Source organism: Nocardioides sp. 31GB23, from assembly GCF_040012395.1.
In the GTDB taxonomy this organism is placed as follows: domain Bacteria; phylum Actinomycetota; class Actinomycetes; order Propionibacteriales; family Nocardioidaceae; genus Nocardioides; species Nocardioides salarius.
In genome coordinates this window covers 13,104-27,686 of sequence record NZ_JBDYKJ010000034.1, presented here as the reverse complement: position 1 = coordinate 27,686, position 14,583 = coordinate 13,104, and the positions used below count along the sequence as shown (strand labels likewise).

Annotated in this window: 20 protein-coding genes; 2 read left to right on the top strand and 18 right to left on the bottom strand. The window is 70.8% G+C overall.

The features are described 5' to 3' along the window. Positions 1–13: 13 nt before the first annotated feature. The 3 genes from ABKW28_RS12460 to ABKW28_RS12450 are packed head-to-tail and all read right to left on the bottom strand — an operon-like array spanning position 14 to position 2,421. A complete protein-coding gene (locus ABKW28_RS12460) occupies positions 14–619 on the bottom strand; it encodes a methyltransferase (protein ID WP_348609964.1) in 606 nt (201 codons plus the stop codon). Next, complete coding sequence (truA, locus tag ABKW28_RS12455) at positions 616–1,506, bottom strand: tRNA pseudouridine(38-40) synthase TruA (protein WP_348609961.1); 891 nt, start codon at positions 1,504–1,506, stop codon at positions 616–618. The genes ABKW28_RS12460 and truA overlap by 4 nt, the downstream gene beginning before the upstream one ends. A gap of 15 nt (positions 1,507–1,521) precedes the next feature. Then, entirely contained in the window at positions 1,522–2,421 is a 900-nt protein-coding gene (locus ABKW28_RS12450; protein WP_193668478.1) for a PfkB family carbohydrate kinase, read from the bottom strand. Positions 2,422–2,494: 73 nt separating this feature from the next. On the opposite strand from ABKW28_RS12450, the gene ABKW28_RS12445 reads away from it, so the two are divergent. Next, on the top strand, positions 2,495–2,854 hold the full coding sequence (locus ABKW28_RS12445; protein WP_193668479.1) for a GntR family transcriptional regulator: 360 nt from the start codon (positions 2,495–2,497) through the stop codon (positions 2,852–2,854). Beyond that, positions 2,851–3,828: a 2-dehydropantoate 2-reductase gene (locus ABKW28_RS12440; protein WP_348609958.1), complete on the top strand. Its 978-nt coding sequence runs from the start codon at positions 2,851–2,853 to the stop codon at positions 3,826–3,828. The genes ABKW28_RS12445 and ABKW28_RS12440 overlap by 4 nt, the downstream gene beginning before the upstream one ends. Before the next feature lie 88 nt (positions 3,829–3,916). On the opposite strand, the gene rplQ is transcribed toward ABKW28_RS12440, so the two are convergent. The 15 genes from rplQ to rpsE form a co-directional block, all read right to left on the bottom strand. Further along, the gene (gene rplQ, locus ABKW28_RS12435) at positions 3,917–4,471 is read right to left on the bottom strand and encodes a 50S ribosomal protein L17 (protein ID WP_348609955.1); all 555 of its coding nucleotides are present in this window, start codon (positions 4,469–4,471) and stop codon (positions 3,917–3,919) included. A 124-nt stretch (positions 4,472–4,595) separates the two neighbouring features. Then, positions 4,596–5,612: a DNA-directed RNA polymerase subunit alpha gene (locus ABKW28_RS12430; RefSeq protein ID WP_193668482.1), complete on the bottom strand. Its 1,017-nt coding sequence runs from the start codon at positions 5,610–5,612 to the stop codon at positions 4,596–4,598. A 214-nt stretch (positions 5,613–5,826) separates the two neighbouring features. Next, entirely contained in the window at positions 5,827–6,435 is a 609-nt protein-coding gene (gene rpsD, locus ABKW28_RS12425) for a 30S ribosomal protein S4 (RefSeq protein ID WP_193668483.1), read from the bottom strand. A 29-nt stretch (positions 6,436–6,464) separates the two neighbouring features. Next, positions 6,465–6,872, bottom strand: coding sequence for a 30S ribosomal protein S11 (gene rpsK, locus ABKW28_RS12420; protein ID WP_090849777.1), 408 nt, complete (start codon positions 6,870–6,872; stop codon positions 6,465–6,467). A gap of 71 nt (positions 6,873–6,943) precedes the next feature. Then, entirely contained in the window at positions 6,944–7,318 is a 375-nt protein-coding gene (gene rpsM / locus ABKW28_RS12415; RefSeq protein WP_193668484.1) for a 30S ribosomal protein S13, read from the bottom strand. A gap of 168 nt (positions 7,319–7,486) precedes the next feature. Further along, complete coding sequence (gene rpmJ, locus ABKW28_RS12410) at positions 7,487–7,600, bottom strand: 50S ribosomal protein L36 (RefSeq protein WP_179614223.1); 114 nt, start codon at positions 7,598–7,600, stop codon at positions 7,487–7,489. A gap of 44 nt (positions 7,601–7,644) precedes the next feature. After that, complete coding sequence (gene infA, locus ABKW28_RS12405; RefSeq protein ID WP_068114187.1) at positions 7,645–7,866, bottom strand: translation initiation factor IF-1; 222 nt, start codon at positions 7,864–7,866, stop codon at positions 7,645–7,647. A gap of 259 nt (positions 7,867–8,125) precedes the next feature. Beyond that, positions 8,126–9,166: an LLM class flavin-dependent oxidoreductase gene (locus ABKW28_RS12400; protein WP_348609952.1), complete on the bottom strand. Its 1,041-nt coding sequence runs from the start codon at positions 9,164–9,166 to the stop codon at positions 8,126–8,128. A gap of 42 nt (positions 9,167–9,208) precedes the next feature. Next, complete coding sequence (locus ABKW28_RS12395; protein WP_193668486.1) at positions 9,209–10,204, bottom strand: TerC family protein; 996 nt, start codon at positions 10,202–10,204, stop codon at positions 9,209–9,211. Positions 10,205–10,416: 212 nt separating this feature from the next. Continuing rightward, a complete protein-coding gene (map, locus tag ABKW28_RS12390) occupies positions 10,417–11,235 on the bottom strand; it encodes a type I methionyl aminopeptidase (RefSeq protein WP_348609945.1) in 819 nt (272 codons plus the stop codon). Between the two features lie 12 nt (positions 11,236–11,247). After that, on the bottom strand, positions 11,248–11,823 hold the full coding sequence (locus ABKW28_RS12385) for an adenylate kinase (RefSeq protein WP_193668488.1): 576 nt from the start codon (positions 11,821–11,823) through the stop codon (positions 11,248–11,250). Further along, positions 11,820–13,121, bottom strand: a complete 1,302-nt coding sequence (gene secY / locus ABKW28_RS12380; RefSeq protein ID WP_193668489.1) for a preprotein translocase subunit SecY — start codon at positions 13,119–13,121, stop codon at positions 11,820–11,822. Before secY ends, ABKW28_RS12385 begins: the two co-directional genes overlap by 4 nt. Before the next feature lie 200 nt (positions 13,122–13,321). Further along, on the bottom strand, positions 13,322–13,765 hold the full coding sequence (gene rplO, locus ABKW28_RS12375; RefSeq protein WP_193668490.1) for a 50S ribosomal protein L15: 444 nt from the start codon (positions 13,763–13,765) through the stop codon (positions 13,322–13,324). A gap of 1 nt (position 13,766) precedes the next feature. Then, positions 13,767–13,949, bottom strand: a complete 183-nt coding sequence (gene rpmD, locus ABKW28_RS12370) for a 50S ribosomal protein L30 (RefSeq protein WP_193668491.1) — start codon at positions 13,947–13,949, stop codon at positions 13,767–13,769. Then, positions 13,949–14,566 (bottom strand): 30S ribosomal protein S5, encoded by a 618-nt coding sequence (gene rpsE / locus ABKW28_RS12365; RefSeq protein WP_179614231.1) that lies wholly within the window; start codon positions 14,564–14,566, stop codon positions 13,949–13,951. The genes rpmD and rpsE overlap by 1 nt, the downstream gene beginning before the upstream one ends. Positions 14,567–14,583: the final 17 nt, after the last annotated feature.

The following is a 14,583-nucleotide window of genomic DNA, read 5'->3' as shown; positions in this document are numbered from 1 at the left end:
CGTCGTCCGCTCGTCAGTCCTCGGCGCGCCGGGCCTCCAGCACCCGGAACCCCTTGGCGCTGGCCAGGCGCGTCGTGGGCCAGCCCTGCTCGCCGAGCCAGCGCTGCAGCGAGTCGGCCCCGAGGTTCTTGCCGACCACCAGCACCGCCCGGCCACCGGGTGCCAGCCGCGGCAGCCAGGTCAGCAGCAGCTCGTGGAGCGCCTGCTTGCCGATCCGGATCGGCGGGTTCGACCAGATCTCGTCGTACGTCGCCTCCGCCGGCACCTGGTCGGGCAGCAGCGCGCGGTAGCGCTCGGCCACTCCCAGGGCGCGGGCGTTGTCACGAGCCAGCAGCAGCGCGCGCTCGTTGACGTCGACGGCGCACACCTGCGCCTCGGGCGCCGCCACCGCGGCCGCCAGCCCGATCACGCCGTAGCCGCAGCCCAGGTCGAGCAGCCGGCCGCCGCTCGGCGGCGGCGTCTCGCGGAACAGCACGGCGGTGCCGATGTCGAGGCGGCCCTGGGCGAAGACGCCCGAGCCGGTGACCAGGTCGAGGTCGTGGCCCCACACCGACACCGTGACCGGCACCCGCTTGAAGGGCACCGAGGGGTCGGCGGTGAAGTAGTGCTCGTCGCTCACGCGGTCTCCTCGGAGGTGTCGGACGGGGGCAGCTCGGCGCGGCGGGCCCGGGTCTGGTCGGCGCGCAGCGCGAGCGCGTGGTCGTCGGGGTAGGCGACCTCCTCGAGGGTCAGCCCGTGGGCGGGGGCGACCGCCGCCTGGGACGGGCGCTCTCGCGCTTGGAGCAGCTGTGCGGGCCACTCGGGCGGGCGGCGCCCCTCCCCCACCACGAGCAGGCAGCCCACCAGGGCGCGCACCATCGAGTGGCAGAACGCGTCGGCGCGCACCGTCGCCTCGACACCCCCGGCCGGGGCGCGCCGCCAGTCGAGGTCGAGCAGCGTGCGCACGGTGGTCGCGCCCTCCCGGCGCTTGCAGAAGGAGGCGAAGTCGTGGTGGCCCACCAGGTGCGTGGAGGCGCTGCGCAGCAGGTCGACGTCGAGGGGTCGAGCCCAGGCCAGCACCTCGCGCCTGGTCAGCGGGTCGAGCGTCTCGGGCCGGTCGGCGATCCGGTAGACGTAGCGGCGCCAGGTCGCGGAGAAGCGGGCGTCGAAGCCGTCGGGAGCCCGGACGACACGGCGTACGACGACGTCGGGCGGCAGGATGCCGTTGAGGCGCCGCACCAGCGCCTCGAGCGGCGGTGCGGGCGAGCGGCCCGCGGAGGCCAGCACCCGCTCCTCGTCGACGTCGGCGTGGACCACCTGGCCACGGGCGTGCACCCCGGCGTCGGTGCGACCGGCGCAGACCACCGGCACCCGCGCGCTGCCCGGCGGGTCGTCGTGACGCACACCGATGCGCAGCGCGACCGCCAGGGCGCTCTCCACGTGGTGCTGGACCGTGCGCAGGCCGGGCTGGGTGGCCCAGCCGCGGAAGTCGGTGCCGTCGTAGGCGAGGTCGATCCGCAGGCGCACCCGCCCATCCTCTCCTCAGCCGAGCTCGGAGCGGTACGGCGGGTCGGCACCGGGCCGCGAGACCGTGACGGAGGCCGCGTGGGCGGCGTGGGCGAGCAGCCTCTCGACCACCTCGACCGGCATCGCCGCCAGGCGGCCGCCGAGCAGGCCCTCCTCGGCCAGCCCGTCGACGAGCGCCGCGGCGAAGGTGTCGCCGGCACCGATGGTGTCGGCGACCTCGACCCGTCGGGGTGCGACGGCGACCTCGCGGTCGTGGTCGATCCAGGTGGCGCCCTCCGCGCCACGCGTCAGCACCACCGCGGCCGGACCCATCGAGAGCAGCCGGGCCGCGGCCCGCTCCACGGGCAGGGTGGGCCACAGCTCGGCGAGGTCCTCGTCGCTCACCTTGACCAGGTCGGCCAGCGCGACCACCCGCTCGACCCGCTCGACCACCTCGGAGCCGGTGCCGGTCACGGCGGCGCGCACGTTGACGTCGTAGGTGACGGTGGCCCGCTCGCGCAGCTGCTCGACCAGCTCGAGCACCGCGCTCGCGCCGGGCTCGACCACCGCTCCGAGGGAGCACACGTGCACGGCGGCCGGGGCCGGCGACAGGGGCACCTCGCCGAGGCGCCAGTCGAGGTCGAACTCGTAGCTGGCCGCGCCGTCGGCGCCGATGGTGGCTGCCGCGGTCGAGGTGCGCTCGACCACGTGGGGGTCGAGGGCCAGCTCGACGCCCGCGGCGCTCAGGTGCTCACCGATCAGCCGGCCGTGGGCGTCGTCGGCGTACGACGTCGCGAAGCGCACGCCGCGCCCGAGGCGGGCCAGCGCCACCGCGACGTTGGCCGCGCTTCCGCCGGGGTGCTCCCCCGTCTCGCCGTCGGCGGTGTGCACCACGTCGACCAGGGCCTCGCCCACCACCATCACGTCCGCGTCCATGCCCCGGGTCTACCACGTGACCAGCCGCGCGAGCACCCCGGTCCGTGCCCGCACCGGGTCGTAGGGTGCGGCCATGACAGTGCTGCCGCTCGACCCGGGCTCGCAGGAGCCGCCCTTCGAGCAGCTGCGTCGCCAGGTCGCGACCCGCGCCGCCTCGGGCGACCTGCCCTCGGGCACCCGGCTGCCGACCGTGCGTGGGCTGGCCGAGCAGCTGGGGGTCGCCACCGGCACGGTGGCGCGCGCCTACCGCGAGCTCGAGGCCGACGGCGTGGTGGTGACCGAGGGCCGGCGCGGCACCTTCGTGGCCTCCGCCGCCCCGGCCGGCGCCCCCGAGGCCGAGCGGGCCGCCGCCGCCTACGTGACCGCCGTACGCCGCCTCGGCCTCGGCGTGGCCGACGCGGTGCGCCTCGTCGAGCGCGAGTGGCCGCGGTGAGCAGGCACCGCTACGTCGTCGTCGGCGTCGGCGCCGTGGGTGGTGGCGTCGCGGCACTGCTCCACGAGGCCGGGGTCGACGTGACCGCGGTCGCCCGGGGCGAGCACCTCGCCCGCCTGCAGGCCGAGGGGCTGCGGCTCGGTGTCGGGCACGACGAGCGCCTGGTGCGGCTGCGCACGGTCGCCAGCCCGGCCGAGGTCGACTGGCACGACGACACGGTGGTGCTGCTGGCGGTCAAGTCCCAGCAGACCGCTGCCGCGCTCGCCGACCTCGCGGCCCACGCGCCGCCCGGCACCCCGGTGGTGTGCCTGCAGAACGGGGTCAGCAACGAGCGCGCCGCGCTGCGCCACTTCGCCCACGTGCATGCGGTGACCGTGATGATGCCGGCCAGCCACCTGGCTCCCGGCCGGGTCGTCGTGCACTCCCTGGGAGCACCCGGGCTGCTCGACGTCGGCACCTACCCCAGTGGCGTCGACGCGGTCGACGAGGCGCTGAGCGCCGACCTGCGCCTCGCGGGGTTCGAGAGCGTCCCGCGCGTCGACGCGATGGCCTGGAAGCACCGCAAGCTGCTGATGAACCTCGGCAACGGTGTCGACGCCGCCTGCCAGGAGGGCCCGGCCGCCGACCGGCTCGTCGCCCTGGTGCGCGAGGAGGGTGAGCGGGTGCTGCGGGCGGCCGGGATCGCGGTCGTCTCCCGCCAGGAGGACCTGGCCCGGCGCGGCGACCTGCTGCGGCCGCTCGTGCGCCGTGACGAGGCGGGCTCGTCGACCTGGCAGAGCCTGGCGCGCCGCACCGGGGACGTCGAGGTCGACCACCTCAACGGCGAGGTGGTGCTGCTGGGCCGTCTGCACGGGGTGCCCACCCCGGCCAACGAGCTGGTCCAGGTCACGCTCAACCGGCTGGCCCGCGAGACCGGGGGCGTGCGGGGGCTGGACGCCGCCGACCTGCTCGCGGTCCTCGGCGAGCAGGTCTAGGCGCCGGGCCGGGAGCGGGTACGACGAAGGGGAGGCCCCCCGGCGAACCGGTGGACCTCCCCTCGTGGAGCGGTGCTGCTGGGGCCTCTCAGGCCTTGGCGTCGCCCTCGTCGGTGACCTCGGCCTCGGCGACGACGGACTCCTCGGGGGAGGCCTCCTCGCCCAGCTCGGTCGGGGCCTCGTCGGTGGCGGTCTCCTCCGTGGCGGTCTCCTCAGCAGGAGCCTCCTCGGCGGGGGTCTCCTCGGCAGCCGGGGCGGGGGTGGCCGCCTTCGGCGTGGGGCTGTAGGCCTCGGTGACGAGCTCGATCACGGCCATCGGCGCGTTGTCGCCCTTGCGGGGACCGATCTTGGTGATGCGGGTGTAGCCGCCGGGGCGCTCCGAGAAGGTCGGGGCGATCTCGGTGAAGAGCACGTGCACGACGCCCTTGTCGCGGATGGTCTTGAGGACCTCGCGACGGTTGTGCAGGTCGCCCTTCTTGGCCTTGGTGATCAGCTTCTCGGCCCACGGACGCAGGGCGCGGGCCCGCGACTCGGTGGTGGTGATCCGGCCGTGCTCGAAGAGCTGGGTGGCCAGGTTCGCCAGGATGAGGCGCTGGTGGGAGGGGCTGCCGCCGAGGCGGGGACCCTTGGTGGGCTTGGGCATCGTTCTCTCTCTTCTCTCCGGCCGTGTGAGGTACCGGGGTAGACGCACCCGAGCTTGCTCGGGTGCGGTTTTCTCTTGTCCTGGTCCTCACGGACCGGGGGTCTGGGGGCGGAGCCCCTGAGCGTCAGTACTGCTCGTCCTCGACGAACGCGTCGTCGTCGTCGTCGCCGTACGCAGCCAGGGCAGCAGCAGCGTCGAAGCCGGGCGCGCTGTCCTTGAGGGACAGACCCATCTCGACCAGCTTGGCCTTGACCTCGTCGATCGACTTCGCACCGAAGTTGCGGATGTCGAGCAGGTCCTGCTCCGAGCGGCCGATGAGCTCACCCACGGTGTGGATGCCCTCGCGCTTGAGGCAGTTGTAGGAGCGCACTGTCAGCTGCAGGTCCTCGACCGGGAGGGCGAGGTCGGCGGCCAGCTGCTCGTCGACGGGCGAGGGACCGATGTCGATGCCCTCGGCCTCGACGTTGAGCTCACGGGCCAGGCCGAAGAGCTCGACCAGCGTCTTGCCGGCCGAGGCGATCGCGTCGCGGGGACGGATCGAGGGCTTGGTCTCGACGTCGATGACGAGCTTGTCGAAGTCGGTGCGCTGCTCGACACGGGTGGCCTCGACCTTGTAGGTCACCTTCAGCACGGGGCTGTAGATCGAGTCGACGGGCATCCGGCCGATCTCGTTGTCGGCACCCTTGTTGAGCACGGCCGAGACGTAGCCGCGGCCACGCTCGACGACCAGCTCCATCTCCAGCTTGCCCTTGTCGGACAGCGTGGCGATCTTGAGGTCGGGGTTGTGCACCTCGACACCGGCCGGGGGCGCGATGTCGGCGGCGGTGACGTCGCCGGCGCCGGACTTGCGCAGGTACATGGTGACCGGCTCGTCGTGCTCGGAGGAGACGACGAGGCCCTTGAGGTTCAAGATCAGCTCGGTGACGTCCTCGCGGACGCCCTCGACGGTCGAGAACTCGTGCAGGACGTTGTCGATCTTGATGCTGGTGACCGAGGCGCCGGGGATCGAGCTGAGCAGCGTGCGGCGCAGCGAGTTGCCGAGCGTGTAGCCGAAGCCGGGCTCGAGGGGCTCGATGACGAAGCGCGAGCGGAACTCGTCGACGGTCTCTTCCGAGAGGGTGGGGCGCTGTGCGATGAGCACTGGTTCTTTCCTTTCCGGGTCCGACCGCTATTTGACGGGCCCGAACTGCGAGGTGGAAGGAAGATGGAGCGGTCCCCCACCCCCGCGACCTGGGCCGCGGGGGGTCTGGGGCGGAGCCCCAGCGGGGGCACTCGGGGGCGGAGCCCCCGAGCACTTGCCCGGGGTCTGGGGCGGAGCCCCAGCGGGGGTACTCGGGGGCGGAGCCCCCGAGCGTTTACTTCTTCGAGTAGAACTCGACGATGAGCTGCTCCTGGACCGGCAGGTCGATCTGCGCGCGGGTGGGGACCTGGTGGACCAGGACCCGCATCCGCTCGGGCAGCGCCTCGAGCCAGGCCGGGACGACGCGCTCGCCGTGGGTCTCGCGCGCCACGATGAACGGGGTCATCTCCAGCGACTTCTCCCGCACGTCGATGATGTCGTGCGCGGTGACCTGGAACGACGGGATGTCGACCTTCTTGCCGTTGACCAGGAAGTGGCCGTGCGAGACCAGCTGGCGGGCGTGGCGGCGCGTGCGGGCGAACCCGGCGCGGTAGACCACGTTGTCGAGACGGCACTCGAGCATCTGGAGCAGGTTGTCACCCGTCTTGCCAGAGCGGCGCGAGGCCTCCTTGTAGTAGTTCAGGAACTGCTTCTCCATCACGCCGTAGGTGAAGCGGGCCTTCTGCTTCTCCTGCAGCTGCGAGCGGTACTCGCTCTCCTTGATGCGGGCACGACCGTGCGCGCCGGGGGGGTAGGGGCGACGCTCGAACGAAGCGTCACCGCCGACGAGGTCCACGCCGAGACGGCGGGACTTCCGGGTCATGGGGCCGGTGTAACGGGCCATCTCTCAAGTCTCCTGTTCTCGGGCGCGGGTCAGACGCGGCGGCGCTTGGGCGGGCGGCAGCCGTTGTGGGGCGTGGGCGTGACGTCCTGGATGGTGCCGACCTCGAGGCCGATCGCACCCAGGGAACGGATCGCGGTCTCACGTCCCGAGCCGGGGCCCTTGACGAAGACGTCGATCTTCTTCATGCCGTGCTCCATCGCCCGACGACCGGCGGCCTCGGCGGCCATCTGCGCGGCGAACGGGGTGGACTTGCGCGAGCCCTTGAAGCCGACGGTGCCGGCCGAGGCCCACGAGATCACTGCACCGGTGGGGTCGGTGATGGTGACGATGGTGTTGTTGAACGTGCTCTTGATGTGGGCTTCGCCCTGCGCGACGTTCTTCTTCTCCTTGCGGCGCACCTTCTTGGCGCCGGCCGCGGTGCGGCTCTTGGGAGGCATAGATGTACTCCTGGGTTAGCTGGTCGGTGAGTTCGAGATCGAAGTGCAGTGAGACGCCCGGGGGCGTGCGATCACTTGGACTTCTTCTTGCCGGCGACCGTGCGCTTGGGACCCTTGCGGGTACGCGCGTTGGTCTTGGTGCGCTGACCGCGGACCGGGAGGCCCATGCGGTGACGGCGACCCTGGTAGCTGCCGATCTCGATCTTGCGACGGATGTCGGCCTGGACCTCGCGTCGGAGGTCACCCTCGATCTTGAAGTTGGCGTCGATGGCGTCGCGGAGCTTGACCAGCTCGTCGTCGCCGAGCTCGTGCACCCGAGTGTTCGGGTCGACCCCGGTCTCGGAGAGCAGCTGCTGGGCGGAGGTACGGCCGATGCCGTAGATGTAGGTGAGTGCGATCTCGATGCGCTTGTCGCGCGGGAGGTCCACACCAACGAGGCGTGCCATGTGATGGCCTTTCGGTGGTTCGCAGAGGTGTCGGTCGTGACGCGTCCCGTCCCTCGTCGGTCGGGCCCCGGCCTTCTGCTCCGGGGGTGGTTTCACCGCGGTGTGCGGCTATGCGTTCACGTATGGAGGTTGTTCAGTTGTGTGGTGCCGGCCGGGGCCGACGCCTGCTCAGCCCTGGCGCTGCTTGTGGCGCGGGTTGGAGCAGATCACCATGACGCGGCCGTGGCGACGGATCACCTGGCACTTGTCGCAGATGCGCTTGACGCTGGGCTTGACCTTCATGTCGAGGTCCTTTCGTGGCTCCCGCCGGGAACCGTCGGCTTCGCTTACTTGTAGCGGTAGACGATCCGACCTCGGGTGAGGTCGTACGGCGAGAGCTCCACCACCACGCGGTCCTCGGGGAGGATCCGGATGTAGTGCTGTCGCATCTTGCCGCTGATGTGGGCGAGAACCTTGTGCCCGTTGCTCAGCTCGACGCGGAACATGGCATTCGGCAGGGCTTCCACGACGGAGCCCTCGATCTCGATCACGCCTTCTTTCTTCGGCATGTCCTCCACAATCTGTTGTCTATCGTTTGCTGCGCTGCACCGGCGGGTGCCGGGGCAGGTGGCCCGGGAACCTCCGGCGACGAGGCGGACCTCGTGCCGGTGGACCTCGTGCGGTCGTCCCCTGGCCCCTCACCCGGACGTGCCTGACCTTCTCTGTCGAGGTGGTCGAGCACGACATCGGGCAGCCGCGAGGCGCCACGAAACAGACCCACGTTGGGCCGACACGCCAGCATAGACGCGGCCCGCTCGGGATCCCTAATCAGGACGCCAGCAGGCGCAGGGTCTGCTCGCGGGCGGGAGAGGCGGCCGGGTCGGTGCCGGCGTACGCCGACGCCACCGGGTGCACCATCACCTCGTCGACCCCGTGCTCGGCGGCGAGCTCGGCGAGGCGGGCGCGCGCGGTCTCGGGGTCACCGATCACCCAGCGCCGCGACATGGCCTCCACGAGCGGCTGCTGCTGCTCGGGCACGCCCACCTCCTCGGCCTCCTCGACGAGGCGCTGGGCGCTCAGCAGCTGGCCCGTGCGCAGCGCCAGCATCATCTGCAGGTGCGGCAGCGCCAGGCGCTGCGCCTCCTCGGCCGTGGGTGCGACGGCGGCGTTGACGGTCAGGAAGGTCCGCGGCGCGTCGAGCACCTCCGAGGGGCGGAAGCCCTCGCGGTAGAGCGCCAGCGCCTCGGCGGTCCCCTGCCCCGAGAAGTGGTGCGCGAAGACGTAGGGCAGGCCGCGCTCAGCGGCCAGCCGCGCGGAGTAGTCGGAGGAGCCCAGCAGCCACATGGTCGGCACGCTCGCGGCCACCGGGGTGGCGCGCAGCGACTGGGTGCGGCCCTGCACCGAGACGCCCACGCCCTCCGGGGCCATCATCGCGGCGACGTTGTCGACGTACTCGGGGAAGCGCGAGACGGCGTCGTCGCCGACCCCGCCGGCACCGTGGCGCAGCGCGTACGACGTGACCGGGTCGGTGCCGGGCGCCCGGCCGATCCCCAGGTCGATGCGGCCCGGGAACGCGGCCTCGAGCAGGCTGAACTGCTCGGCGACGACCAGCGGCGCGTGGTTGGGCAGCATCACCCCGCCGGAGCCGACCCGGATGCGGCTGGTGGCCGCGGCCAGCAGGCCGATCAGCACGGGCGGGTTGGTGGCCGCGACCGCGGGCATGTTGTGGTGCTCGGCCACCCAGTAGCGCGCGGCCCCGACCTCGTCGGCGACGCGGGCCAGGTCGAGGCTGGCGCGCACCGCGTCCGAGGTGGTCTGGTCGGTGCGCACGGGCACCAGGTCGAGGACGGAGAGAGTCGGCGAGGTCACCCACGAGGAGCGCTCGACGACCCGTCGCTTATTCCGCTGGCGCTACTCCGACGCGCGCGGTGCCGGCGGCACGTCGCTCTTCTCGACCTCGGCCTTCTCGTCCGACTTCGTCTTGGCCAGGCTGGCCAGGGCCGTGATCGTCAGGGCCACCAGGATCACCGCCAAGCTCAGCAGCGTCGGCACCTCCCAGCCGATGACCTCGCTCTCGTAGAGGGCGTGGATCACCAGCTTGGCGCCGATCCAGGCCAGGATGAACGAGAGCCCCAGCGACAGGTAGACCAGGCGCTCGAGCAGGCCGCCGATCAGGAAGTAGAGCTGGCGCAGGCCCATCAGCGCGAAGACGTTGGCGGTGAAGACCAGGTAGGGCTCCTGGGTGATGCCGAAGATCGCGGGGATCGAGTCGAGCGCGAACAGCACGTCGGTGAAGCCCAGCGCGATGATGACGATGAGCATCGGGGAGGCGAAGCGCACGCCGTTCTCGCGGTAGAAGAGCTTCAGGCCGTGCCAGGAGTCCCCGACGTTGAGGTGGTTCTGCGCGAACTTCACGATGCGCGAGTCCTCGGGGTGCTCCTCCTCGTGCTTGCGGTAGGAGCGCACCAGGTTGATCGCGGTGTAGATGAGGAAGGCACCGAAGATGTAGAAGACCCAGCTGAAGTTCTGGATCAGCGCGTAGCCGACCGCGATGAAGATGCCGCGGAAGACCAGGGCCAGGATGATGCCCACCATCAGGGCCTCCTGCTGGTACTTGCGGGGCACCTTCAGGGCCGCCATCAGCACGATGAAGACGAAGAGGTTGTCGACCGAGAGGCTCTTCTCCACCACGAAGCCGGTGAAGTAGTCGACGCCGTACTCCTGGCCGTGGAAGACCCAGGTCCAGAGGCCGAACAGCGCCGCGGCGGTCATGTACAGGATGAACGCGATCGTGCTCTCGCGCATGGTGGGCTCGTGCGGCTTGCGCGAGATGAGGATGACGTCGAAGAGCAGCACGGCACACGTGACGGTGATCGTGATGCCCCATTCGAGGGCGGAGACGTCCACAGGGTTCCTCCTGGGTCATGGGGTTGGCGAGGGCGCCGAGGTCTCTCCCGCCGCTGCTGCGACCCACGGCCCCGGACCGGTCGAGGACCGGTCGTGCTGACGAGGCGGTGACGAAGGAATACTCCCCCCTGCGGCGCCCATCATGGCACGGGCGTGGGCACAGCCCCGCCTCGACGAGGGCGTACGCCGCCCGGGCCCGCGCGGTCAGCCGGTCAGCGGCCGCCGAACGCGACGCCGAGCTCGCGCAGGGCGTCCTCACCGCCGTCGAGCGCGGTCAGCACCCAGGTGCCGGTCTCGGTGAGCGTGAAGGTGTGCTCGTAGTGGGCCGACCAGCTGCCGTCGGTGGTCACCACGGTCCAGTCGTCCTCGAGCACGGCGGTGTCCTTGCCGCCCAGGGTGATCATCGGCTCCACGGCGAGCGCCAGGCCCTCGACCAGCCGCGGCCCGCGGCCCGGCTTGCCGTAGTTCGGCACGTTGGGGGGCAGGTGCATCTCGGTGCCGATGCCGTGCCCGACGTAGTCCTCGAGGATGCCGTAGGAGCCCTGGGCCCGCACGTGGGTCTCGACCGCGTGGGAGATGTCGGTGACCCGGCCACCCGGACGCGCGGCGGCGATGCCACGCCACAGCGCCTCCTGGGTGGTGCGCATCAGCTCTCGCACCTCGGGGGCCACCTCCCCCACCGCGACGGTGATGGCGGCGTCGCCGTGCCAGCCGTCCACGATCGCGCCGCAGTCGATGGAGACCACGTCGCCGTCGGCGAGCACCCGCGCGTCGGGGATGCCGTGGACGACCACGTCGTTGACCGAGGTGCAGATCGAGCCCGGGAAGCCGTAGTAGCCCTTGAACGACGGGGTCGCGCCGCGCGAGCGGATGCTGTCCTCGGCGATGGCGTCGAGCTCGGCCGTGGAGACGCCGGCGCGCGCCGACGACCGCATCAGCTCGAGGGTCTCCCCCACGACCAGCCCGGCCTTGCGCATCAGGTCGACCTGCTCGGCGCTCTTGATCTCCAGCCCTCGGTCACGCAGTCCCACGGAGCAGCGACCTCAGCCGCGCGGCGAGGAGTCGAGCGCCTCGAGCACCCGGCGGGTCACCTCGGCGACCTCGCCCATGCCGTCGACCTCGACGAGCAGGCCGCGCTCGCGGTAGACCTCGATGAGCGGCTCGGTCTGCTCGGCGTAGACCTCCTGGCGGCGCCGGATGACCTCTTCGGTGTCGTCGGCACGACCCTCGGTCTGGGCGCGCTGGAGCAGCCGCTGCACGATCTCGTCCATCTCGACCGTCAGCACCACGACGGCGTCGATGCGCTCCTCGCGGGCGCCCACCATCGCGTCGAGCTCCTCGACCTGGGCCAGGGTGCGCGGGTAGCCGTCGAGCAGGAAGCCGTTGCTGGCGTCGTCCTCGGCGATGCGGTTGGACACCATGGAGTTGGTGACCTCGTCGGGGACGTAGTCACCGGCGTCCATGTAGCGCTGGGCCTCGAGGCCCAGGGGGGTCCCCTGGGACACGTTGGCCCGGAAGATGTCACCGGTGGAGATCGCGGGCACCGAGTAGTGCTCGGCCACGAACTTGGCCTGGGTGCCCTTGCCGGCCCCCGGGGGGCCCATCAGGATCAGCCTCAACGCAGGAATCCTTCGTAGTTGCGCTGCTGGAGCTGGCTCTCGATCTGCTTCACCGTGTCGAGCGCGACGCCCACCATGATCAGGATGGAGGTGCCGCCGAACGGGAAGTTCTGGTTGGCCTCGATGAGCACCAGTGCGATCAGCGGGATGAGTGCGATCAGACCCAGGTAGAGAGCGCCCGGCAGCGTGATGCGGGACAGGACGTAGGACAGGTAGTCCTCGGTCGGCTTGCCCGCCCGGATCCCGGGGATGAAGCCGCCGTACTTCTTCATGTTGTCGGCCACCTCGTGGGGGTTGAAGGTGATCGACACGTAGAAGTAGGTGAAGAACACGATCAGCGCGAAGTAGGTGATCATGTAGAACGGGTGGTCGCCGTTGACGAAGTAGCGGCTCACGAAGGTGATCCAGCCCGAGGAGCTGTTCTGGTTGAACTGCACCGCCATCGCCGGCAGGTAGAGCAGCGACGAGGCGAAGATGACCGGGATGATGCCGGCCTGGTTCACCTTGAGCGGGATGTAGGTGGAGGAGCCGCCGAACATCTTGCGCCCGACCATGCGCCGCGCGTACTGGACCGGGATCCGGCGCTGGGCCTGCTCGATGAAGATCACCGCGGCCACGATCACCAGGCCGATGGCCAGCACGACGCCGAAGAGCCACCAGCCCTGCGACTTCTGGACCTCCCACAGTGCTGCGGGGAAGGTCGCGACGACCTGGCAGAAGATCAGGATCGACATGCCGTTGCCGACGCCCCGCTCGGTGATCAGCTCACCGAGCCACATGATGACGGCCGTGCCGGCGGTCATCGTGATCACCATGGTCAGGAACGTCGAGGTGGACTCGTCATGCAGCAGCGGCAGCTCGCACTGCAGCAGGTTGCCCGAGCGCGCCAGCGCCACGATGCCGGTGGCCTGCAGGACCGAGAGCCCCAGCGTCAGGTAGCGCGTGTACTGGGTGATCTTGGTCTGGCCCGCCTGGCCCTCCTTCTTCAGCGCCTCGAGCCGTGGGATCACCACGACGAGCAGCTGCAGGATGATGCTGGCGGTGATGTAGGGCATGATCCCGAGCGCGAAGATCGTCAGCTGCAGCAGCGCCCCGCCCGAGAACAGGTTCACCAGGCTGTACAGGCTCGCGTTCTCGCCCTGGGAGGCCAGGTCGATGCACTGCTGCACGTTGGCGACGTCCACCCCCGGCGCCGGGATCTGGGACCCGGCCCGGAAGATCACGATGATCATCAGGACGAAGAGCAGCTTGCGCCGCAGGTCCGGCGTCCTGAAAGCGTTGGCGAAAGCGCCTAGCACGAGATCCTCTTTCTCCACACAGAATGACGGCTCCCCGGGCACACCCAGGAAGCCTCGGGAAGCCTAACAGGCTGAGCTCGCCACGATGTCACGCTCCCCGGCGGACCGGGCAACGACCCGGGGGCACCGACGACGAAGGGCGCGGGAGGCCGCCTCACGGCGGCGCTCTCCCGCGCCCTCATCGTGGTGTCGCCCTGGGCTCAGACCGTGGTGGTCGAGCCGCCGGCGGCCTCGATCTTCGAGACGGCCGAGGCCGAGAACGCCTGGGCGCTCACGTCGACCTTGACCGAGATGTCGCCCTGGCCCAGCACCTTCACCGGGTGACCGTCGCGAACGGCCCCCTTGGCGACGAGGTCCTCGACGGTGACGGTGCCACCCTCGGGGAACAGTGCGCTGAGACGGTCCAGGTTGACGACCTGGAACTCCACCTTGAACGGGTTCTTGAAGCCCTTGAGCTTCGGGAGCCGCATGTGGATGGGCATCTGGCCACCCTCGAAGGCGACCGGGACCTGGTAGCGGGCCTTGGTGCCCTTGGTACCGCGACCCGAGGTCTTGCCCTTCGAGGCCTCACCGCGACCCACGCGGGTCTTGGCGGTCTTGGCGCCCTTGGCCGGGCGCAGGTGGTGCAGCTTGAGCGTCGTCATGTCACTCGACCTCCTCGACGGTCACCAGGTGACGAACCGTGTTGACCATGCCCCGGATCTCCGGGCGGTCCTCCTTGACGACCACGTCGCCGATCCGCTTGAGACCGAGCGTGCGCAGCGTCTCGCGCTGGTTGGCCTTGAGACCGACCAGGCCCTTGTTCTGCTGGACCTTGAGCTGTGCCATCAGGAGGACACCTCCTGCGACACGCCCGCCGGGACCTCGGTGCGCGCCTTGAGCAGCGCCGCCGGAGCGACGTCCTCGACCGGCAGCCCACGACGGGCGGCCACGGCCTCGGGCTGCTCGAGCATGCGCAGCGCCTCGACGGTCGCGTGCACGATGTTGATCTGGTTCGACGATCCCAGGGACTTGCTCAGGATGTCGTGGATGCCGGCGCACTCGAGCACCGCACGCACCGGGCCACCGGCGATCACACCGGTACCGGGCGCGGCCGGGCGGAGCATGACGACGCCAGCCGCCTTCTCCCCCTGGACCGGGTGCGGGATGGTGCCCTGGATGCGAGGGACGCGGAAGAAGTTCTTCTTCGCCTCCTCGACGCCCTTGGCGATCGCCGCGGGCACCTCCTTGGCCTTGCCGTAGCCGACGCCGACCAGACCCTCACCGTCACCGACGACCACGAGGGCGGTGAAGCTGAAGCGACGACCACCCTTCACGACCTTGGCGACACGGTTGATCGCAACGACGCGCTCGATGTAGGCGGTCTTGTCCGCGCCCTGGTTACCGCGACGGTCGTCGCGACCACGGCGCTCGCCACCACGCTGTCCGCGCTGGGCTCCGCTCATGAGACTTTCCTCTTCTC